General features: G+C 71.5%; 19 protein-coding genes. 2 read left to right on the top strand and 17 right to left on the bottom strand.

Going from position 1 to position 19,871, the window contains the following annotated elements; genetic code table 11:
- Positions 1-105: 105 nt before the first annotated feature.
- Positions 106-1,563 (bottom strand): NCS2 family permease, encoded by a 1,458-nt coding sequence (locus ACIF9R_RS05505; protein WP_399974699.1) that lies wholly within the window; start codon positions 1,561-1,563, stop codon positions 106-108.
- Between the two features lie 195 nt (positions 1,564-1,758).
- Between ACIF9R_RS05505 and ACIF9R_RS05500 the strand changes: the two genes are divergently transcribed.
- Together ACIF9R_RS05500 and ACIF9R_RS05495 are read left to right on the top strand one after the other, a co-directional pair.
- A complete protein-coding gene (locus tag ACIF9R_RS05500; RefSeq protein WP_399974696.1) occupies positions 1,759-2,322 on the top strand; it encodes a SigE family RNA polymerase sigma factor in 564 nt (187 codons plus the stop codon).
- Positions 2,319-3,080, top strand: a complete 762-nt coding sequence (locus ACIF9R_RS05495) for a hypothetical protein (protein ID WP_399974693.1) — start codon at positions 2,319-2,321, stop codon at positions 3,078-3,080. The genes ACIF9R_RS05500 and ACIF9R_RS05495 overlap by 4 nt, the downstream gene beginning before the upstream one ends.
- Before the next feature lie 30 nt (positions 3,081-3,110).
- On the opposite strand, the gene ACIF9R_RS05490 is transcribed toward ACIF9R_RS05495, so the two are convergent.
- From ACIF9R_RS05490 to ACIF9R_RS05415, 16 genes are all read right to left on the bottom strand, one after another.
- Positions 3,111-4,175: a dienelactone hydrolase family protein gene (locus ACIF9R_RS05490; RefSeq protein WP_399974691.1), complete on the bottom strand. Its 1,065-nt coding sequence runs from the start codon at positions 4,173-4,175 to the stop codon at positions 3,111-3,113.
- Positions 4,172-5,284 (bottom strand): pectinesterase family protein, encoded by a 1,113-nt coding sequence (locus tag ACIF9R_RS05485; protein ID WP_399974689.1) that lies wholly within the window; start codon positions 5,282-5,284, stop codon positions 4,172-4,174. The genes ACIF9R_RS05490 and ACIF9R_RS05485 overlap by 4 nt, the downstream gene beginning before the upstream one ends.
- A 77-nt stretch (positions 5,285-5,361) precedes the next feature.
- Complete coding sequence (locus ACIF9R_RS05480) at positions 5,362-6,696, bottom strand: polysaccharide lyase family 1 protein (protein WP_399974687.1); 1,335 nt, start codon at positions 6,694-6,696, stop codon at positions 5,362-5,364.
- 39 nt (positions 6,697-6,735) lie between these two features.
- Complete coding sequence (locus ACIF9R_RS05475) at positions 6,736-7,530, bottom strand: rhamnogalacturonan acetylesterase (protein WP_399974685.1); 795 nt, start codon at positions 7,528-7,530, stop codon at positions 6,736-6,738.
- Between the two features lie 121 nt (positions 7,531-7,651).
- Entirely contained in the window at positions 7,652-9,010 is a 1,359-nt protein-coding gene (locus ACIF9R_RS05470) for an ABC transporter substrate-binding protein (RefSeq protein WP_399974682.1), read from the bottom strand.
- Positions 9,007-10,545: a glycoside hydrolase 43 family protein gene (locus ACIF9R_RS05465; RefSeq protein WP_399974679.1), complete on the bottom strand. Its 1,539-nt coding sequence runs from the start codon at positions 10,543-10,545 to the stop codon at positions 9,007-9,009. Before ACIF9R_RS05465 ends, ACIF9R_RS05470 begins: the two co-directional genes overlap by 4 nt.
- On the bottom strand, positions 10,542-11,387 hold the full coding sequence (locus tag ACIF9R_RS05460) for a PmoA family protein (protein ID WP_399974677.1): 846 nt from the start codon (positions 11,385-11,387) through the stop codon (positions 10,542-10,544). The genes ACIF9R_RS05465 and ACIF9R_RS05460 overlap by 4 nt, the downstream gene beginning before the upstream one ends.
- Entirely contained in the window at positions 11,384-12,637 is a 1,254-nt protein-coding gene (locus ACIF9R_RS05455) for a Gfo/Idh/MocA family protein (protein ID WP_399974674.1), read from the bottom strand. The genes ACIF9R_RS05460 and ACIF9R_RS05455 overlap by 4 nt, the downstream gene beginning before the upstream one ends.
- Positions 12,634-13,530 (bottom strand): carbohydrate ABC transporter permease, encoded by an 897-nt coding sequence (locus ACIF9R_RS05450; RefSeq protein WP_399974672.1) that lies wholly within the window; start codon positions 13,528-13,530, stop codon positions 12,634-12,636. Before ACIF9R_RS05450 ends, ACIF9R_RS05455 begins: the two co-directional genes overlap by 4 nt.
- Positions 13,527-14,459, bottom strand: coding sequence for a carbohydrate ABC transporter permease (locus ACIF9R_RS05445; RefSeq protein ID WP_399974669.1), 933 nt, complete (start codon positions 14,457-14,459; stop codon positions 13,527-13,529). The genes ACIF9R_RS05450 and ACIF9R_RS05445 overlap by 4 nt, the downstream gene beginning before the upstream one ends.
- Positions 14,460-14,563: 104 nt before the next feature.
- Positions 14,564-16,294 (bottom strand): L-arabinonate dehydratase, encoded by a 1,731-nt coding sequence (gene araD / locus ACIF9R_RS05440; protein ID WP_399974666.1) that lies wholly within the window; start codon positions 16,292-16,294, stop codon positions 14,564-14,566.
- A complete protein-coding gene (locus tag ACIF9R_RS05435; RefSeq protein ID WP_399974663.1) occupies positions 16,291-17,199 on the bottom strand; it encodes a dihydrodipicolinate synthase family protein in 909 nt (302 codons plus the stop codon). Before ACIF9R_RS05435 ends, araD begins: the two co-directional genes overlap by 4 nt.
- Positions 17,196-17,885, bottom strand: coding sequence for a GntR family transcriptional regulator (locus ACIF9R_RS05430; protein WP_399974660.1), 690 nt, complete (start codon positions 17,883-17,885; stop codon positions 17,196-17,198). Before ACIF9R_RS05430 ends, ACIF9R_RS05435 begins: the two co-directional genes overlap by 4 nt.
- A gap of 539 nt (positions 17,886-18,424) precedes the next feature.
- Entirely contained in the window at positions 18,425-19,018 is a 594-nt protein-coding gene (locus ACIF9R_RS05425; RefSeq protein WP_399974657.1) for a TIGR03086 family metal-binding protein, read from the bottom strand.
- Positions 19,019-19,213: 195 nt separating this feature from the next.
- A complete protein-coding gene (locus ACIF9R_RS05420; protein ID WP_399974655.1) occupies positions 19,214-19,423 on the bottom strand; it encodes a hypothetical protein in 210 nt (69 codons plus the stop codon).
- Complete coding sequence (locus tag ACIF9R_RS05415; protein WP_399974952.1) at positions 19,420-19,842, bottom strand: ATP-binding protein; 423 nt, start codon at positions 19,840-19,842, stop codon at positions 19,420-19,422. The genes ACIF9R_RS05420 and ACIF9R_RS05415 overlap by 4 nt, the downstream gene beginning before the upstream one ends.
- Between the last annotated feature and the right edge of the window lie 29 nt (positions 19,843-19,871).

Here is a 19,871-nt window from a genome sequence, read left to right as displayed (position 1 = left end):
CGCGAGGATGTGGCCCCGCGGGGCTGAACCTTTCCCGCCGCCGGGCCGTGTGTACGGACGGGCCGCCCCCCTCCCCCCGGGGGCGGCCCGTCGGCGTGCATGGGGCTACTTGACGCCGAGGAGCTGCTCGATCGGGTCGATGGCGAAGTACACCAGGAACAGCGCCGAGGTCCCCCACAGCAGCCAGTGGACCTCCTTCGCCCGGCCCAGCACCGTCTTGATGACGACATAGCCGACGAAGCCGGCGCCGATGCCGTTGGTGATGGAGTAGGTGAACGGCATCACCGCGATGGTGAGGAACGCCGGAATCGCGATCTCGTAGCGGTCCCACTCGATGTACTTGACCTGGGTCATCATCAGGAAGCCGACGGCGACCAGCGCGGGGGCCGCCGCCTGGAGCGGGACGATCGTCAGCAGCGGGGTCAGGAACAGTGCCAGCCCGAACAGTGAGCCGGTCACCAGGTTGGCGAAGCCGGTGCGGGCGCCCTCGCCCACCCCCGCCGCCGACTCGATGTACGAGGTCGCCGACGAGGAGGAGGCGGCGCCGCCGGCGACGGCCGCGGCGCCGTCGATGAGCAGGACCCGCCCGAGATTCGGCACCTTGCCCTGCTCGTCGAGGAGTCCGGCCTCGGCGCTGACGCCGACGACGGTGCCCATGGTGTCGAAGAAGTCGGACAGGACCAGCGTGAACACCAGCAGCACGACGGTCACGACACCGGCCTGTCCGAACGCGCCGAACAGGCTGAACTCGCCGAGGAGTCCGAAGTCGGGGGCGTCGACCACCCGCTCGGGCCACTCGGGAGTGGTCAGCCCCCAGGTCCGCACATCGGCGAGCGAGTTGATGACGACGGCCACCAGGGTCATGGTGACGATGCTGATGAGGATCGCGCCGCGCACCTTGCGGGCGAGCAGTCCGACGGTGAGCAGGACGCCCAGGCAGAACACCAGGATCGGCCAGCCGGTCAGGGTGCCGGTGCTGCCCAGCTGGACCGGCACGGTGGTGCCCGCGACGTCCGGGACGCGGCTGACGAACCCGGCGTCGACGAAGCCGATCAGGGCGATGAACAGGCCGATGCCGACGCTGATCGCCTGTTTCAGCGGCTGCGGGATGGCGTGCATGACGGCCTCGCGCAGCCCGGTGACCACCAGGACGCAGATGAGCAGGCCCTCCAGCACGATCAGGCCCATCGCGTCGTCCCAGCTCATCAGCGGGGCGATCTGGAACGCGACGACGGCGTTCAGGCCGAGTCCGGCGGCGAGGGCGAGCGGCAGATTGCCGCCGACGCCCATGACGATCGTCATCACGGCCGCCACCAGGGCGGTGGCGGTGGTGAGTTGGACGGGGTCCAACTGGTCGCCGAACTTGTCCTTCGCGCTGCCCAGGATGAGGGGGTTGAGGACAAGGATGTACGCCATGGTGAAGAAGGTGGCGAAGCCGCCGCGTATCTCCCGGCCGAACGTGGAGCCGCGTTCGGTGATCCGGAAGAAGCGGTCGAAGCCGTTCACCGGGGGTGGTCCGGCTGCCGCTGCCGGCCGGTCGGCCTTCTTCTGCGCCTCGGACATACGACTGCTCCTTGATGCCGGAAAGATCGGTGGGCGATTGCTGGCTGGATTGTGCCCGCGTCGTACCTCGTTCAGGTGTGGTTCGTGTGACGGATTCGTATCCCGGTGGACCGGACGCCGTTCGACGCTCCGCACAGAGACGCGAGAAGCACTGCTACGCTCCCCCACCTCACGCCGTGCGAGGGGAGGTCACTCGTGGGCACCGTCGTCGACGACGACGCCTCCGTGGAGTTCCACGCCTTCTTCGAACGTCACTACGACGAACTGGCCCGGCTGGCCCGGCTGCTGACGGGTGAGGCGGACCTCGCCGACGATCTGGCCGCGGACGCGCTGCTGGCGCTGTGGCACCGCTGGGACCGGGTCCGCGCGGCCGACCATCCGGTCGCGTACGCCCGGGGGGTGGTGGCGAATCTGGCCCGCACCCGGATCCGCAGCGCGGTGCGCGAGCGGCGTCGGGTCGCGCTGTTCTGGTCGCCGCGCGAGGAACGGACCGAGAACCCCGATGTGGCGGGAGTGGTGGATGTGCAGGAGGCACTGCGCCGGCTGCCGTTCCGCAAACGGGCGTGTGTGGTGCTGCGGCACGCCTTCGATCTGTCGGAGCGGGACACCGCGCTGGCCCTGGGCATCTCGGTGGGTACGGTGAAGAGCCAGACCTCGAAGGGGATGACCGAACTGCAGCGGCTGCTGGGCGCCCGCGGGGTGCCGGCGGCGATGGCGGCGACCGTGCCCTCCGACGACGCGGCGGGAGGGGACCGATGACGCGGCGGGATCCGCAGGAGGAGCTGCGCGCCCGGCTGCGCGGGGCGGCCGGGGCGCACCGGCCGGACCGGGGGCGCATCCTGGCCCGCGTGGAGCGCGGCATGGCCGGCCCCGCCCGTCCGGAGCGCGGGGCCGCGCCCGTGCCGGTGTCCGGCTGGCTGCGGGTGGCGGGCGCGACGGCCGCGGTGGCCGGTGTGCTGGCGGTGGGCGGTTACGCGGTCGCGTCCGCGGTGCGGGGCGAGGAGCCTCCCCGGCAGCGGCAGGTGGCCGTCTCGCCGGCGTCCACGCCGTCCCCGGGGGCGACCAGCGGCGTGCCGGAGCCCGCGGCCGGGGTCGCGAACGGTCCCCTGTGGTCGGACGGCTCGGTGGATCCGCACAGCAACGCGTTCTGGGCGCAGAGCGAGGTGACGCTCAGGACGAAGGAGCCCTTGACCGCGCTCACGGTGGAGCTGCGGATCGAGCAGACCGGCGGGGTGTCCTCCACCGGCGCCTGGCGCTCCCTGCCCGAGGGCGACTTCGACCTCGCGGTGGACGAGCGGGACGGCTTCCTCGTCTACACCTGGAACCTGAGGGCGGGCCGCACGGTCCCGGCGGGCACCTGGGTGTTCGCGGGCCAGTACCACCACGAACGCGGCGGCCGGGACGCCGGCGGCGACACCTACACGGTGCGGGCCGGCACCGGGTCCCCACAGCGCTCCGTCGGCGGCGGGTTCGCCGCACGGGACGACACGGACGCGGCGGACGACGACGGTGCGTAGACCGCGGGCACCGTACGCTCCCCGTCCGTCTCAGAGCACGGAGTCCAGCCAGGCGTACACCTCGTCCTGCATCACGGAGTCGAAGACGTGGCCGTGTCCCGGCCAGGTCCTCAGCCGCAGCCGCTCCCCGGCGCCGCAGGCACGCCAGACGGCGCGCAGCTTGTCGTGGGCGACCCGTACCCCGTCGGCGGGGAACAGGGCGTCGAGCCCGCTGTGGAAGAACAGCATCGGCTTCGGCGCGGCGATGCTCGCCACATCGGGGATGTCCAGGTGGCGGGCGAGCCCGGGGTGGAGCATGTGGAACGCCGACTGCCCGCGCAGGGTGTTGTTGCCGGGCACCATCATCTCCTTGAGCCCGGTCATCCAGCACACGCTCGCCGCCGCCGCGATGTGGTCACTGAGCGCGGCCACCTGCCAGGCGCGGTAGCCGCCCATGGAGAAGCCGACGGCGGCGACCCGGCGGGCGTCCACCCGGTCGAGCCCCGCCAGGAAGGCCGCGGCCCGCTGGTCCTCGCGGGCGTGGAGTCCGGCGAGGGAGGAGCCGAGGTGGTAGAGGTCGCTCGCCAGCGCCTGCTGCTGCTCGTAGGCCAGCGGCCCCCGCTCGCCCCAGCCGAGTGCGTCCGGGCAGAGCACGACATGGCCGCGCCGGGCGAGTTCGTCACCGGTGAAGCGCCCGTCGAAGTACCGCCCGGCCCACTCCTCGGCGGAGGCGAGCCGGATGTCGTCGTACCAGGGCCGGACGCACTTCTCCTTGCCGATGTCGAAACGGGAGCCGTGGTCGTGCAGCAGCAGTACGGCCGGGAAGGGGCCGGTGCCGTGCGGGGTGAGCAGGACGCCGCGGGCCCGGGTGTGCCGGGTGAGCGAGAGCGTCACCGACTCCCGGTGGTAGCCGTCCCCGTCGGGTCCCGTCGTGTACTCGGGTGCGTACGGGATGCCGGACTGCGGTGGGACGACGAGCAGTTCCTCGACCTTGGCCCGGGCCGCCCGGCGCCACCGCGCGATGTCGCGTACGGGTGAGGTGCCCCAGGCGAGCGGGAACGTGAGGTCGTCCTTGAGCGCCTGGTGCAGTCCGGGCGGCCCGGGTACGGAGGTCATCCGCGGGGCCGCCGGCCGCCGAGGTAGGTGCCGGGGGTGTGCGCGGCGGCCTCGGCGCGGGTGAGCTGGGGCCGGTTGCCGGGCACCGTGATCACCGCGCCGGGTCCGCTGTTGCGGTACTCCGCGAACCGCTGCTCCTGCCAGGGGTGGCCACTGGACATGTTCGTGTACGGCGCGACCGCGTCGATGCCGGCGCCGAGCCGGGTGTCCCGGACGGTGAGCATGGGGCGGGCCGTGGGGTCGGAGCTGGGCACCCAGGGGCGGGCCAGCTTGTAGGAGCCGTCGGGGGCCTCACTGCTGATCCTGCTCCGGGTGACCAGGTAGCCGTGCGGGTTGGCGCCGGCGGTGGAGGGCGCGAAGACGAAGCCGTACGGGGCGGCCGTCAGGTCGGGGCGGATCAGGGTGCGGAAGTGGCAGTGCTCGAAGACGGCGGTGGCCCGGCCGAAGACGAAGTCGACGTCGCCCTCGACATAGCAGTGGGCGAAGTACTGGCGGGCGAAGGTGTCCAGCGAGATCGAGTCGGCGTACAGGGTGTCCTGGTGGCCGAGGAACCGGCAGTGGACGAAGGCGCTGCGGTCGCCCTGCACCTTGAGGGCGACGGCCTGGGTGCCGCTGGTGCCGGGGAGGTCGGTGCGCAGCCAGTCGTTGGCGAAGGTGATCCAGCGGGCGGTGAAGCCGTCGGGGCGCAGGGTGGTGGTGGCCGAGCCGGAGGTGCCGAGGGTGCCGGAGCCGTCCGGTCGGGGGGTGCCGGCCGCGTTGTGGTAGACGATCACCACGTCGGCGGGGTCCTCGGAGGCGCCGAGCCAGGTCATGCCGGTGCGGTCGGCGTCGACGGAGACGGTCTCGCGGTAGACGCCCGGCGCGATGACCAGGGTGCGTCCGGTGCCGGTCGCGGCGGTGACGGCGGCCTGGACTCCGGTGAAGTCACCGGCGCCGCGGGGGTGGACGTACAGGGTCCGGGGGGTGAGCCGGGCGGACGGTGAGCCGTACCGGCCGAACGGGCCGCGGGGCCGGTGACCCGCCTGGGCGGGGACGGCGGACAGGGCGAGCGCGGTGCCGGCCGCGGCGCCGGTGAGCAGGACATTCCTTCGGGACAGGGGCGAGGGCATGCGGGTACTCCTTGGGTGGCGGGCCGGTGCGGGCCGCAGTGGGGGCGGACCGCACCGGCCGGCTGTGCGGGGCGGGGTCAGCCGATCCGGCCGGCGCCCGCGCCGAGCTTGACCAGGACCGGCACCGCCCAGGCCGGGTGGACCGCGGTGCGCAGGGTGGGCGTCCAGCCGGCGCCGGACCTCAGGGGTGTGCCGGGGAGTTCCGCGTTGTGCGCGGCGATCAGGTCGACAGGCGTGCCATTGACGAGGTTGTGCCGGGCGGTGAGCGGCGAGTCGTTCCAGCGCTTGAGGATCTTGGCCGGGCTGATGCCCTTCGCCAGGGTGAACGCGTTGTGCTCGGCGACGAGTTGGGACTCCTTGCCGATGCCGAAGCTGTAGGAGTAGCCGTCCTCGGCCACGAAGTGGTTGTTGTACACGTCGACCTGTCCGAAGCGGACGCGCGGCGCGCGCTCGACCAGTCCCGAGAACAGGTTGTGGTGGAAGGTCGCCCTGAGCTTGCCCCGGTCGCCCGCGGCGGTGGACTCGCTGTCGCTGTTGCCGATGAGGATCGTCTTGTCGTGCTCGGTGAAGACGTTCCAGGAGGCGGTGACGTAGTCGGCGCCCTTGACGATGTCCAGCTCGCCGTCGTGCTGCTGGTAGAGCATGCCGAAGTAGGTGGGGGCCGCGCTGTCGGGGTGCTCGCCGTCGGTGAAGGTGTTGTGGTCCAGCCAGACATGGGTGGAGCCGTACACGACGGTGGTGTCGTACTCGGAGTTCCAGTTGCCCTGGCTGCCGTCGGTCGGGTCCCACTGCGGGAAGCAGTCGATCGGGCTCTCGAGGGTGAGGTTGCGGACGATGACGTTGTCCACGCCCTTGATCTGCAGGCTGGCGCCCTTGATGCCGGCGTTCCGGCCGACGCCGATGATCGTGGTGTGGGAGGGGACGTTCGCCTTGATGGCGGCGTCCTGGCCGGCGGCGGACGCCCTGCGCAGCCCTTCCGGACTGTCGTCGGGCTCGGCGGTCAGGTCCTGCTCCAGGCCCCAGGTCTCCGGCGCGTACTTCTCCAGGTAGGCGCCGAAGTCGTACCCGGGCGCGGCGAACGCCTCGCAGCCCTCGGAGACCGCGTCGATGGTTCCCTTCACCTTGATGATCCTGGGTGCGCCCGCGTCGTCCGCCAGGGCGGCCTTGAACTCCGCCCAGTCGGTCACGGTGTAGACGTGCTCGCGGTCGGCGGCGGCGCCTCCGGTGGTGCCGGTGCCGTGGGAGGCCCAGCCGTCGCCCGCGCCCAGCGTCTGCCGGGCGGCGTCACGGTGGTGGTGCGACGGGGAGTGGGCCTGGGCGCCGGTGCCGGTCAGCGCCAGCACGAGGGCGGTGCAGCCGGCCAGCGAGGCGGCTCTCACTGTGGCATGCCCATGCCATTCAGATCTGTTCATGGTGCGGCTCTCCTTTTTCCCGTGCTGTTTCAGGGGGTGTTACGCGACAGGCTCCGGCCAGGTGATCCACGTCTCGGGGATCGCCTCGTCCAGCCGTCGCACATCGCGCGGCGCGAGCACCCGGGTACGCAGCAGCTCCCGGGCCACCAGCCGCGCCACGGCGATGGCGCCCGGCGGATTGAAGTGCGTGTTGTCCTGCTCGGTCGCCGTCCAGTTGAAGTACTTCTTGGTCTCCTCGGCCCCGAGCTCCTGCCACAGCGCCAGCGACAGCGCCTGGACATCGAGCAGCGGAACCCGCTCCCGCCGCGCCAGGGCCCGCATCGCCGCCGGGTACTCCCCGTGGCTGGGCACGGCCCGCCCGTCCGCGTCGAACCGCCGCCGCTCCACGGCGGTGGCCAGCACGGGCCGGGCACCCCGCTCCCGCGCCCCGTCGACGTACCTGTGCAGATACTCCTGGTACGTCGTCCAGGGCTCGGTGTACCGGCTGGGATCGGCGCTCTTCTCGTCGTTGTGCGCGAACTGGACGAGGAGGAGGTCACCGGGCCGGATCGAGGAGAGGATCCGCTCCAGCCGCCCCTCCTCGACAAAGCTCTTGGAACTCCGCCCGTTCACCGCGTGATGGGCGACTTCGACACGCCGCCCGAGCAAGAAGGGCAACGCCATCCCCCACCCGGTCTCGGGCGCGGCATCGGCGTACTTCTGAGCGGCGGTGGAATCACCGGCGATGTAGAGCGTGCGGTGCCGGCGTCCGCCGGCCTGAGCGGTGCCGGCTGCGGCGAGCACCGCGGGAAGTGAGGCAACGGCAGCGGAGACTTGTCTTCGGTTGAGCGACACGCCGATCACCCTTTCGGCTGCGGTGAGGGTGGAAACCTGGGGGCGCGGGGAACTGCGCGATCAACCACGGACGGCCCGCAGCCCGACAACCACGGGCCGTCCCACGGCGATACCGCCCAGATCACCCCATCTGCTCATCCCACTCGGCCTGCGCAGCGTTCAGCTTCTCGGCCAACCCGTCCAGGAAGGACTTCGCGCTCATGTCCCCCAGCAGCACCTTCTGGAAGCTCGGCTCGCTCTCCGCCTTGGAAATCGTGTTCCAGTCCGGCAGGTAGTACGGCAGCTGCACGATGCTCGTCGACCCGTCGCTCAACGCGGCCGCCGCCAGCTTCGTGGGCTCCGCCTCGGAGATCCACCCGTCCTTCGCGGCATCCAGGTGGGCCGGCACCTGGCCCGCCGACTCGTTGAACTTCGAGTTGGACTGCGCCGAGGCGGCGAACTCGATGAACTTCCAGGCGGCTTCCTTGTTCTTGGAGCTCTTGAACATGCCGATGCCGTCCACCGGGTTGGAGACCTGGACCCGCTTGCCGTCGGGTCCGGTGGGCTGCGGAATGCCCCGGAATGTGTCGGCACCGAGCGCCTTCACATGGTCCTGGTACGAGCCCAGGTTGTGGTTCAGCATGCCGATCTCACCGGAGTCCCACTGCGCGACCATCTTGGTGAAGTCGTTGTTGAGGTCGGCGGCGGGGGTGACCTTCTTGAACAGGCCCGCGTACTTCTCCAGGGCCTGGACGTTCTTCGGGTCGTTGACGGTGGTCTTCTTGCCGGTGGAGTCCCAGAACGAGGTGATGCCGGACTGGCCGTACATCGCGTCCAGGGCCTGGGCGATGGAACCGGCACCACCGCGGATGGTGTAGCCGAACTTGTTGCCGGCCTTGTCGGTGAGCTTCTCCGCGGCCGTGTAGAACCGGTCCCAGGTGGTCGGCTCCGCAAGGCCCGCCTTCTTGAACAGGTCGGTGCGGTAGTAGAGGACGCCGTTGTTGGCCGAGGTCGGGACGGAGTACAGCTTGTCGTCGCCGCCGCCGGCCGCCCGCAGCGACTCGACCATGTCCTTGTTGAGCTTGCCGCTCAGGGACGACGCGTCCAGCCGGTCGTCCAGCGGGGTGAGCGCCCCCTGGGCGGCGAAGCCCGCGAGCATCGAGGCGCCGATGCCGCCGACGTCCGGCAGACCGCCGCCCTGGATGGCGGTGTCGACCTTGGACTGGTACTCGGTGGAGGCGATGCCGACGTACTGGACGTCGATGTCGGGGTTGGCCTTCTCGAAGTCGGCGATGATCTCCTTCCAGATCTCCGTGCGGACACCGCCGTTGTTGTCCCAGAAGACGATCTTGCCCTTGCCGCTGCCTTCGGCGCCGTCGCCCCCGCCGCTGCCGTCGTCACCGCAGGCGGTCGCGGTCAGGGCGAGCATGGCCCCCAGGGCGACGGCGGCCGACGTGCGGCGACCTCTGCCGGTGCTGTTTCCGAGAATGCTGATCTTCATTGGTCGGCTCTCTTCTTCTGGATACTGATCCTGAACTGCGTGAACGTGGCGGTGCCGGCGTGTCCCTGCCCGGAGGGCGCCAGGGCGACCAGGCCGAGCAGGGCACCGACCCAGCGCCATGGCGTGGCGGCGAAGATCTGACCGGAGGGACGGAAGCCGTCTCCGGTGTCGTACGAGAAGCGGCAGCGCGCACCGGCCCCGATGTCGATGCGCAGCCGCGCCCGGCCGCCGGGAGCGGGGCACGGACGATCGGCGTCCCGTTCCTTCTCGGCGACCGTTTCGGCGAACCGGTGCACCAGGTGCACCGCGCCGTCCGGCTCCCGCTGGAGGCCGATCCAGCGGTAGGCGTCCCCGAGGACCGCGAGCCCGGCGCGGGCTCCGGGCTCCTCACTGTCGAGCCGGAGCCCCACCTCGACGGTGCACGGGGTGCCGGGCAGCCGCTGGGTGAGGACGTTGGGCAATCGGCGCAGGTCGTGCGCTTCGGCGGAACGGACACAGGTCAGCCGCAGGCCGTCGGCGGAGTGCTGGGTGGCCCAGCCGTCCCGGGGGTTGGCGGCCCACTGCCACTGGCGGCCGTGGCGTCCGCCGGGGAAGTCGTCGTCGGTGGCGGGCGCGGCGGGCGGCTGCGCCGGAAGGTCCGGGCGGCGGTGCACGGCGACGGGAGCGCCGTCGTCCCCCAGCACCGGCCAGCCCTCCCCGTCCCAGCGCATCGGCTGAAGGTGCACGACCCGGCCGTACGCGCCACGCTGCTGGAAGTGCAGGAACCAGTCCTCGCCGGACGGGGTGCGCACCCAGCCGCCCTGGTGGGGTCCGTTGACGTCGGTGTCCTTCTGCTCGAGGACCACCTTCTCCTCGTACGGGCCGAAGAACCCGCGGGAGCGGAAGGCGCCCTGCCAGCCGGTCTCCACTCCCCCGGCGGGGGCGAGAATCCAGAACCAGCCGTCGTGCCGGTAGAGCTTGGGCCCTTCCAGGGTGAACCAGCCGGGGATGCGGTCACCGTCGACGATCACCTTTCCCTCGTCGAGGAGTTCGGTGCCGTGGGGGTGCATCCGGTGACCGGTGATGCGGTTCTTGACGCCGGCCCGGGACTTGGCCCAGCCGTGCGCGAGATAGGCCTCGCCGGTCTCCTCGTCCCACAGGGGGCAGGGGTCGATGAGGCCCTTGCCCGCCTTCACCAGCAGCGGCCGGCTCCAGGGGCCCCGGATCTCAGGGGCGTTGACCTGGAAGATGCCCTGGTCGGGGTCACCCCAGAAGATCCAGAAGCGGTCGTCGTGGTGGCGCAGGGCGGGGGCCCAGACCCCGCAGTCGTGCCGGGGGGTGGTGAACTCGGCTTCGGGTTCCAGGCGTTCGAGCGCGTGGCCGACGAGGGTCCAGTTGACCAGGTCGCGGGAGTGCAGGAGGGGCAGTCCGGGGACGCGGCCGAAGCTGGAGGCGGTCAGGTAGAAGTCGTCGCCGACCCGGATCACGTCCGGATCGGACCAGTCGGCGTCGAGGACCGGGTTGCGGTAGGTGAGGTCCGTCCGTTCGGCGCTCATGCGCTCACCGCCTTGCGGACCAGGGCGGCGGCCTCGTCCCGGTCCGGGCGGCCGTCGGCGACGACGGTGACGATCCGGCGGACCACGGTCTCGCCGGGTGGGAGGGGCAGTCGCGCATCGTGGGCGAGGGAGGAGCCGACGCCGGGGTATTCGGCCGTGCGCACGAACCACGGGTCCTGCCGGGTCGGCGCGGTGACCCCGGCGAAGATCAGGGTCCAGGTGGATCCGGCGAGGGCCAGCCAGTCGGCCCTGCGGCCGTGCACCTCGTTCTCGCCGTCGGCGTGGGCGGTGAAGACGTCCGGTGCCGTCTCCTCCTTGCGGGCCCGCCAGAAGAAGCCGCCGTAGGCGGCGCCGGGGCGGCCGTTGGTGGCGGGACTGCCGAGCGAGAGCGGCGCCTTGGTGACGTTGGTGAGGGAGAAGGTGAGGTCCAGCGCCCAGGCGGTAGCGGTGAGTGCGGTGGCGGCGACGGTACGGCGCTCGCGCAGCAGCTCGCCGGGGGCCGCCACCCAGCGCAGCTCCTCGACGAAGCCGTCGGGGTCGCGCAGCTGGTAGGCGGCGTGTCGCTGGGAGCCGTGGTTGTCGAGCTCCGTCGGGCCCCGGTCGCGCACATACGTGCGTCCGCCCCAGAAGTTGAACCCCTCGACGTCGGGAACGGCGACACCGACGCCGAGGTGGTGTGCGTGGTCGGCCGGGCTCAGCTCGGTGACGGCGGTGCCGGCCAGGGTGGTGACGGGGTGCAGATAGGGGCGCGGGGAGAGCCTGGGGGGCAGTTCGGGCCGGGTGACGTACCGGCCGACGGGCCGGCCCGCGACGCGCAGGACCACATGGTCGTTGCCGGTCATCGGGTGCTCACCTCTTTCGGCAGATGGTGGGTGGGCAGGGCCCAGGGGGCGCCCAGCTCGGAGTAGAGGGACAGGGTGTCGGCGGCGGCCGCGACCAGGCCGTCGATGCCGGGCACGACCCGGCGGTCCTCGCCGGGGACGCGATGCCAGGCACCGGGCGGCAGCGGGGCCGGGTCGGGGGCCTTCCGGATCGCCTCGACGACCTGCATGAAGGCGCCGGTCTCGTCCGGGGTGACCAGCAGGGGGGTGCCGTCGGTGAGGTGGGCGGCGAGGTTCTCCAGCAGGTCGGTGCGGCCGAAGCGCATCTCCTCGGGGCCGTGGTCCGCGCGCTGGAGCAGGACGCGGTCCTGCTTGTACCAGAAGGTGATCCGGCCCCGCGTGCCGTGCACCATGACGTACGGCTCGTCCGCCCGCTCGGCGCACAGCGTCGCGGCGACGGTGACCGAACCGCCCCGGGCGGTGGTGATCCGTACGCAGGAGGTGTCGTCGGACTCGATGTCGTGGGCGTGCAGCAGCTCGGTCTCGATGCCGGCGACGTCCTCGGCGCGGGTGCTCTCCCCCAGCGCGAGGGCGGTGGCGACGGCGTGCGCCAGGGGGTTGGTGAGCGCCCCGTCGATCACGTCGGCTCCGTTCAGCCGGCGCCGGCCCGCCCAGGGTGCCCGCCGGAAGTACGCCTCGGGCCGCACCCAGGCACCGGCCCCGCCGACGCCCACCACGCGGCCGACGGCGCCCTCGGCCACCAACTCACGGATCGCGGGGACGGCGCCCGAGCCCAGCGACTGGAAGCCGATCTGGCAGGCGACCCCGGCCGCGGCGACCCCGTCGGCCATCCGGCGGAACTCGGCGTACGACGGCGCAGGCGGCTTCTCCAGCAGGAGGTGCACACCCCGCCGGGCGGCGGTCAGCGCGAGGTCGGTGTGGGTGGGGATCGGGGTGCAGATCACCGCGATCCGTGCGCCGGTGGAGTCGAGCAGCGCACCGAAGTCGGCAGACTGTTCGGGGAGTTCCCCGCCGAACTCGTCCTCGGTGAGCGGGTCGAGCTCGCAGATGCCGACGAGCCGTACGACTCCCCTCTCCTGGAGCCGGCGGATGTTCTCGACGTGCCAGCGGCCGTGGCCCCGGGCACCGGCGAGGACGACGGGGAGGGGCGGTCGGGCCCCCGGGCCGGTCGCGGTCCCCGGGCCGGTCGCCGTCCCCGGGCCGTTCGCCGTCCCCGGGCTGGTCGCCGTCCCCGGGCTGGTCGCGGTCATCCCTTCACCGCCCCCGCGCTGAATCCGGTGATCAGCCACTTCTGGATGAAGGCGAACACGATCACCACGGGGACGGCCGCGATGATGCCGCCCGCGGCGAGCGCGCCGAGGTCGACGCTGTCCGCGCTCATCAGGGTGTTGAGGCCGACCGGGATGGTCTGCTTCTCCTGGTTGTTGAGGAACATCAGGGCGAACAGGAAGTGGTTCCAGGAGTGGACGAAGGCGAAGGAGCCGACGGCGATCAGGCCCGGCCGCAGGAGGGGCAGGACGACCACCCGGAAGGCGCGCAGCCGGCCGCAGCCGTCGACCCAGGCGGCCTCCTCCAGCGAGTACGGCACGTTCTTGATGAAGTTGCTGATCAGGATCATCGACAGCGGCAGCTGGAAGACCGTCTCGGCGATGATGACGCTGACCAGGGAGTTGATCATCCGCAGTTCGGCGAAGATCTCGAACAGCGGGACCAGGAGCAGCGCGCCGGGCACGAACTGGGAGCAGAGCAGGGCCAGCATGAACGCCCGCTTGACCTTGAAGTCGAACCGGGCGAGCGCGTAGCCGCCGGCCAGCGCGACCAGGGTCGTCATGAACAGGGTGGCGACGCCGACCAGCACACTGTTGGAGAAGAAGGTGGCGAAGCCGCGGTCCGTCCAGACCTTCTCGAAGTGGGCGGTGGTCATCGGCCAGGGCACCAGCGAGGTCGAGCCGGCCGGGCGCAGCGCGAAGAGCAGGATCCAGTAGAAGGGGATGAGGGTGAAGACGAGGTAGATGCCCAGGGGCAGGTAGATCTGCCAGCGGGGTGCCTCGTCCCAGGCCCGGCGCCGCTTCGGCGGACGCGGCGGTTCGGGGGCGGTCCGCGCGGGCGCGGGGGCGGCCACGGTGGCCTCCTTGGTGATCACTTCTCGCCTCCGAACTTGCTCAGTCGCAGGTAGACCATCGAGCAGAAGAGCAGGATCACGAACGCGACCGTCGTCAGGGCCGACGCGTAGCCGAAGTCATGGGCGTCGACGGAGGTGTTGGCGATGTAGAGCGGCAGCGTCGTGGTCTCGCCCGCGGGTCCGCCGCCGGTCAGGGTGTAGAGCAGGTCGACGTTGTTGAACTCCCACACCGCGCGCAGCAGCGTGGACAGGATGATGGCGTCCTTCAGGTGCGGCAGCGTGATGTGGACGAACTGCTTGAAGCGGCTCGCCCCGTCGACCTCGGCGGCCTCGTAGAGGTCCTTGGAGACGGACTGGAGGTCGGCGAGGATGAGGATCGCGAAGAAGGGGACACCGCGCCACAGGTCGGCGACGACCGCCGCGGGGAAGACGGTGGAGGTGTCCGACAGCCAGCTGACGCCGTACTCGCCGATCCCCATGTCCGCGAGGTAACGGGTGATACCGGTCTGGGAGTTGTAGAGCAGCACCCAGATCGCGGAGGTCAGCACGCCGGAGACGGCCCAGGGCGAGAAGACCAGGGCCCGGCCGAGGGCCCGGCCGACGAAGGTCTGGTTGACGATGAGGGCGAGGGCCAGGCCGAACAGCAGTTGCAGGCCCACCTCGACGACGACCCACTTGGCGCTGAAGACGAGGGTGTCCCAGAACAGCGGGTCCTCGGTGAAGATGTGGGTGAAGTTGTCGAAGCCCGCGAAGCCGTTCCGCCAGGGCTTGGTGGGGTTGTACTCCTGCAGGCTGTAGTAGAAGACGCTGAGGACCGGGTACGCGATGAACCCCAGCATGAGCAGGGCGGCCGGCGCGATCAGCAGGTAGGGCAGCCTGCGGGGCGTGGCGGAGGCACGGCGCCGCCTCGGTGGCGTGGGCGGTTTCGCCACGGCTGCGGCTTGGGCCATGACTGTTCTCCGTTTCTCGGTACGTCGTACTGTGTGGCGTGTGGCGCGTGAGCGGTGCAAGCGCTTTCTACGAGGGTGTGCGGGACCCGCCCGGTACGGAGGGATCAGCCCGCGTAGGGGTCCTGGACCGTGCCGGGGCGGGCGAGGAACTCGAAGTCGCAGCCGGTGTCGGCCTGGGTGATCTGGTCGTTGTAGAGCGCGCCGTAGCCGCGCTCGTAGCGCTCGGGCGGCGGTGTCCACCGGGCACGGCGCCGCTGGAGCTCCTCGTCGTCGACGTTGAGCCGGAGCTCGCGGTTGCCGACGTCGAGGGTGATCGAGTCCCCGGTCCGCACCAGGGCCAGCGGGCCGCCGACATGCGATTCGGGGGCCACGTGCAGCACACAGGTGCCGTAACTGGTCCCGCTCATCCGGGCGTCGGAGATCCGCACCATGTCCCGCACGCCCTGCTTGAGCAGGTGGTCGGGCAGCGGCAGCATCCCGTACTCGGGCATGCCAGGACCGCCCTTGGGGCCGGCGCCCCGCAGGACCAGGACACTGTCCGCGGTGATGTTCAGCGCCGGGTCGTTGATGGTCCGCTGCATCTCCCGGTAGTCGTCGAAGACGACGGCGGAACCGGTGTGCTTCAGCAGGTGCGGTTCGGCGGCGATGTGCTTGATGACGGCGCCGTCCGGGCAGAGGTTGCCGCGCAGGACGGCTACCCCGCCCTCGTCCGCGACCGGGTTGTCGCGGGGCCGGATGACGTCGTCGTTGTGCACCTGCGCGCCGGCGATCTGCTCGCGCAGGGTGTCGTGGCAGACGGTGGGCCGCTCCAGGTGGAGCAGGTCGGGTATCCGGGAGAGGAACCCGGGCAGTCCGCCCGCGAAGTGGAAGTCCTCCATCAGATACGTCTGTCCGCCGGGACGGACGTTGGCCAGCACCGGGACGGTGCGGGCGATGCGGTCGAAGTCGTCGAGGGTGAGCCTGACGCCGGCGCGTCCGGCCATGGCGATCAGATGGATGACGGCGTTGGTGGAGCCGCCGAGTCCGAGGACCGTCGTCACCGCGTCCTCGAAGGCCTCCGCCGTGAGGATGTCGCTCAGCTTGCGGTCCTTGTGGACCAGTTCGACGATGGTCAGGCCCGCCCTGGCGGCCATCCGGTCGTGCCCGGAGTCGACGGCCGGGATGCTGGAGGCACCCGGGACCGTGACACCGAGCGCCTCGGCGGCGGCGGTCAGCGTGGAGGCCGTCCCCATCGTCATGCAGTGGCCGGGCGAACGGGCCAGGCCGCTCTCCAGTTCCTGCATCTCGCAGTCGCCGATGACACCGGCCCGCTTGTCGTCCCAGTACTTCCACATGTCGGTGCCGGAGCCCAGGGTCTCGCCCCGCCAGTGCCCGGGCAGCATGGGCCCGGCGGGCACGAACACCGCCGGCAGATCGGCGCTGGCCGCGCCCATCAGCAGGGCGGGCGTGGACTTGTCGCAGCCGCCCATCAGCACGGCCCCGTCGACCGGGTACGACCGCAGCAGCTCCTCGGTCTCCATGGCGAGGAGGTTGCGGTAGAGCATGGGGGTCGGCTTCTGGAAGGTCTCGCTCAGGGTGGAGACCGGAAACTCCAGGGGGAAGCCCCCCGCCTGCCAGACCCCCCGCTTGACGGCCTGCGCACGGTCGCGCAGGTGGACATGGCAGGGGTTGATGTCGGACCAGGTGTTCAGGATCGCGATGACGGGCTTGCCCAGGTGCTCCTCGGGCAGATAGCCGAGCTGGCGGGTGCGGGCGCGGTGGCTGAAGGAGCGCAGTCCGTCGGTGCCGTACCACTGGTGGCTGCGGAGCTGCTCGGGGGACTTCCTCAGGTTCATATCTCCCACCCCGCGGCGATGGCGGCGACCTCGGCGCGCTCGCTCTCCGGCAGCGGTCTGCTCGGCGGGCGGACCTCACGGCGGCACAGTCCGAGGGAGGCCAGGGCCTCCTTGACGACGGTGACGTTGTTGGCGGACCCGTTGGCGGCGCGCAGTTCCTCGAAACGGCGGATCTGCTCCCACACCTTCATCGCGGTCGCGTAGTCGCCGGAGCGCAGCGCTTCCAGCATGTTCAGCGAGACGGACGGGGCGACGTTGACCAGGCCCGAGGTGAAGCCGGTGGCGCCGGCCGAGAAGTAGGAGGGGGCGTAGGGCTCGGCGAGCCCCGCGACCCACACGAACCGTTCCTGTCCCGCGTCCCGGGAGAACGCGGCGAACTTCGCGGCGTCCGGCACGGCGTACTTCACGCCGATGACGTTGGGGCAGGTGTCGGCGAGTTCGGCGAGGCGGGCGCCGGTGAGCTGCGCGTTGCGGATGTAGGGGACGACCCCCAGGTCGGGCACGGCCTCGGCGATGGCGCGGTGGTAGTCGACCCAGCCGCTCTGGGAGACGTAGGGGTGGACGGGCTGGTGCACCATCACCATCTGCGCTCCGAGGTCCCGTGCATGCCGCGCGGAGTCGACGGCGGTCGGCACGTCGTGGCCCACCCCCACCAGGATCACCGAGCGGCCGCCCGCCTCCTCCATGGTCAACTCGGTGACCCGGCGGCGCTCTTCGGGGGTCAGGGCGTAGAACTCGCCGGTGTTGCCGTTGGGGGTGAGGGTGGTGATGCCACCGTCGAGGAGGCGGCGCAGCAGGGCCCGGTAGGTGACCGGGTCGATGGAGCCGTCCTCGGCGAACGGGGTCACCGGGATCGCCACCACGTCGGCCAGGGCCGCCCGCTGGGACTCGAACGTCGTTGTCATGCCTGACCGTCCTCTTTCTGGGCTTCCGGGGCCACGAATTCCCCGTCGAACTCCGCTCCGGGGAAGGCCCGCCGCACGAACGACGCGATGTGCGCGTGCAGGGCGCGCGCCGCGCCGTCCGCGTCCCCGTCGAGGGCGAGCCGCAGGATCTCCCGGTGCTCGCCGGCCTCCCGCTCCCAGGAGGGGTCGGCGGCCCAGGCGACGGCGGAGACCAGGGCGGCCTGGTCACGCACCTCGTCGAGCATCCGGCCGAGCAGCGGATTGCCGCACGGCACGTACAGGGCACGGTGGAACGCGCGGTTGGCGAGGGACCGTTCGGCGGTGTCCCCGGCCTCGTCGGCCCGGGTCAGCGCGTCGCGCGCGGCGTCCAGGGAGGCCCCGCGGCGCACGGCGCGCCGCAGTGCCTCGGGTTCGAGGAGCAGCCGCACGTCGTAGACCTCGCGGGCCATGTCCGCGTCGACCATGCGCACCGTGACGCCCTTGTACTGGCTCATCACGACCAGACCCGTGCCGGCCAGGGTCTTGAGCGCCTCCCGCACCGGGGTCTTGGACACCCCGAACTGTGCGGCGAGGTCGGTCTCGACCAGGGCCTGGCCCGGCGTGAACCGGCCGGTGAGGATGCGGCGTTTGATCTCCTCCAGCACGAACTGCGTGCGTGAGGGGATCGGGGTGGGCACAGAGGTCATGCGCGCCTCTCGGATCTCGCGTGGGATCGCGTATCGGATCTCGCGTATCGCGTCTCATATATGACGTACGAAGTACGACGCGGATGACCGTAGGAGGGCGCGGAGAGCTTCGTCAATGCTTCTGACAAAGGAATCGAGCGATGGAAGAAAGCGCTTGCTGGCGTCTCGGGCGGTGTGCGCGCGAGGCGACCGGGTGGCGTCGGCGGACTTGGACGTCAGGGAACCACTTCGCTGCCGCAATGCGTGCCGGGGCGCCCAGGAAGGTGGCGAGCCGACGGGGGCATGGGCCGGAGGCCAGAGGGGCGGCGGAGCGCGCCGCCCGTACACGAGGAGCGACACACGGGCACCACCGGATCGGCGACGGCGCAGCGCCCAGCCGGGCGACGCCGGGGCTGGGAGAGGGCGACGGACGCGCGGAGACAAGGTCCACAGAGCGCCGACCCTCTCCGGATCAGTGTGCTACCGCAACTTCGCGAACGGCTGCACGGCGCTCCCCGGCCCGCACGCCCGTGTGCGCGGGCCACCGCGTCCCGCATGGTTCACGCGGACCGGCTCCAGCCCGGGTCCCGGCCGCTCAGGCCGATCGTCCGGTTTAGGAGCGGGGCGTCCTGCGGGACAGGGACCACGGGGCCGAAGATGCCGTCGCCCCGTTCGGCCTCATCTGCCGCGACCTGGAGGAAGGCGTGCGAGACCTCCAGCGCGGCGGGGTCGGGCGCGTACGGCTGACCGGTGGCGCGGGCCAGGTCCCAGCCGTGGACCACCAGCTCGTCGACGGCGACCGCGCCGGCGACCTCGCCCGGCAGGTCCAGTCCCCCCGCGCGGGTCATGCCGGTCCAGGCGGCCGGGTCCCGCCAGACCCCGGCGAGCTCGTCGAGCACCTCGGGCAGTTCCTCGCGCCAGCCGGGCCCGATGTCCGGCAGGGTGGCGTCCGGGCTGGTGTCGGTGGTGACGCCCAGGTCCTTCCGCCCTGCGTCACGGAAGGCGACGGCCAGTCCGAGGAGATGGCCCAGCATGTGGCGTACGGCGTACTGCGGACAGGGCGTCGCGTCCGCCAGTTGTGCGTCGGTGACGGCCCCGGCGAGGCGCGCCACGATCAGGGTCTGCGGTCCGAGGTCGAGCGGGGTGTCTGTCATGACCTGCTCCTCTTGACGGTGCTCATAGGAGAGGGACCGTCCCGGACGGCGAAACTCATCGGCGAAACTCATCGCCGGCCTGCCCGCCACCCCCGCGTCCCTCCGTGGTCGACACCAAGAGAACGCGCATGCGTACCACCGCCGAGCTGCCGTCCGGTGAACTCCAGCGAGCCAGGACTGCCGTCGATGCGAGCCTCAGACGTCGCGGTCGCGCAGCCTCTCCTCCCGGGTTCTGATCACCCGCAGCCGCTCCGGCTGCCGCGAGGTCCACCGGACCGACCCGTACTCCGGCCGTAGCACCCACGTCGCGCCGCCGAGCACGTCCGCGACGATCCCGCGTCGGCCGGCGTCCTCGTCGTGGATCAGATCGCCCACCCATGCGCGCCGCTTCCCTTCGCCGGTCATCCGCGTCCCTTCCCATGCAGCTCCGCCCACACCCGCTTCCCCCACGGCAGCGGCTCAGCGCCCCAGTGCGTCGCCAGCGCCGCCACCAGAGCGAGCCCCCGCCCGCCTTCGTCCTCGGGGCCCGGCGCCTTGCTCACCAAAGGGTCCTTCGAGAAGTCCACGACGCCGATGCGTACGTAAGTCGCGTCGGGCCTCTCGACAACCACCCGGATGGAGTCCCGCCGGGCATGCTGGATCGCGTTCGACACCAGTTCGGAGACGATGAGGGCAGCCTCCTCGGCCAAGTCGTCCAGGCTCCACGCGGCACACGCGGCGCGGACCAGGCGCCGGGCGGGCGCAGCACTCTCGGGCCGACGCGGCAGGGTCTCGCTGTACCCGGGGTGTCCGGTCCTCCGAGCCAGCGTTGTAGGTTGCGGCATGTCGGTCTGCTCTCTCAGATCGGCCAAGC

It is taken from the genome of Streptomyces sp. NPDC086080 (assembly GCF_044540255.1).
In the GTDB taxonomy this organism is placed as follows: Bacteria; Actinomycetota; Actinomycetes; order Streptomycetales; family Streptomycetaceae; genus Streptomyces.
The sequence above is the reverse complement of the archived record's forward strand: the minus strand, read 5'-3'. Positions and strand labels throughout refer to the sequence as shown.

What these genes read in the sequence shown, in the direction of transcription:
- ACIF9R_RS05480 (WP_399974687.1), bottom strand. Translation starts at nt 6,696, where the DNA reads ATGAACAGATCTGAATGGCATGGGCATGCCACAGTGAGAGCCGCCTCG.
- araD (WP_399974666.1), bottom strand. Translation starts at nt 16,294, where the DNA reads ATGAACCTGAGGAAGTCCCCCGAGCAGCTCCGCAGCCACCAGTGGTAC.
- ACIF9R_RS05505 (WP_399974699.1), bottom strand. Translation starts at nt 1,563, where the DNA reads ATGTCCGAGGCGCAGAAGAAGGCCGACCGGCCGGCAGCGGCAGCCGGA.
- ACIF9R_RS05415 (WP_399974952.1), bottom strand. Translation starts at nt 19,842, where the DNA reads ATGCCGCAACCTACAACGCTGGCTCGGAGGACCGGACACCCCGGGTAC.
- ACIF9R_RS05445 (WP_399974669.1), bottom strand. Translation starts at nt 14,459, where the DNA reads ATGGCCCAAGCCGCAGCCGTGGCGAAACCGCCCACGCCACCGAGGCGG.
- ACIF9R_RS05470 (WP_399974682.1), bottom strand. Translation starts at nt 9,010, where the DNA reads ATGAAGATCAGCATTCTCGGAAACAGCACCGGCAGAGGTCGCCGCACG.
- ACIF9R_RS05490 (WP_399974691.1), bottom strand. Translation starts at nt 4,175, where the DNA reads ATGACCTCCGTACCCGGGCCGCCCGGACTGCACCAGGCGCTCAAGGAC.
- ACIF9R_RS05460 (WP_399974677.1), bottom strand. Translation starts at nt 11,387, where the DNA reads ATGACCGGCAACGACCATGTGGTCCTGCGCGTCGCGGGCCGGCCCGTC.
- ACIF9R_RS05495 (WP_399974693.1), top strand. Translation starts at nt 2,319, where the DNA reads ATGACGCGGCGGGATCCGCAGGAGGAGCTGCGCGCCCGGCTGCGCGGG.
- ACIF9R_RS05455 (WP_399974674.1), bottom strand. Translation starts at nt 12,637, where the DNA reads ATGACCGCGACCAGCCCGGGGACGGCGACCAGCCCGGGGACGGCGAAC.
- ACIF9R_RS05420 (WP_399974655.1), bottom strand. Translation starts at nt 19,423, where the DNA reads ATGACCGGCGAAGGGAAGCGGCGCGCATGGGTGGGCGATCTGATCCAC.
- ACIF9R_RS05485 (WP_399974689.1), bottom strand. Translation starts at nt 5,284, where the DNA reads ATGCCCTCGCCCCTGTCCCGAAGGAATGTCCTGCTCACCGGCGCCGCG.
- ACIF9R_RS05425 (WP_399974657.1), bottom strand. Translation starts at nt 19,018, where the DNA reads ATGACAGACACCCCGCTCGACCTCGGACCGCAGACCCTGATCGTGGCG.
- ACIF9R_RS05435 (WP_399974663.1), bottom strand. Translation starts at nt 17,199, where the DNA reads ATGACAACGACGTTCGAGTCCCAGCGGGCGGCCCTGGCCGACGTGGTG.
- ACIF9R_RS05430 (WP_399974660.1), bottom strand. Translation starts at nt 17,885, where the DNA reads ATGACCTCTGTGCCCACCCCGATCCCCTCACGCACGCAGTTCGTGCTG.
- ACIF9R_RS05465 (WP_399974679.1), bottom strand. Translation starts at nt 10,545, where the DNA reads ATGAGCGCCGAACGGACGGACCTCACCTACCGCAACCCGGTCCTCGAC.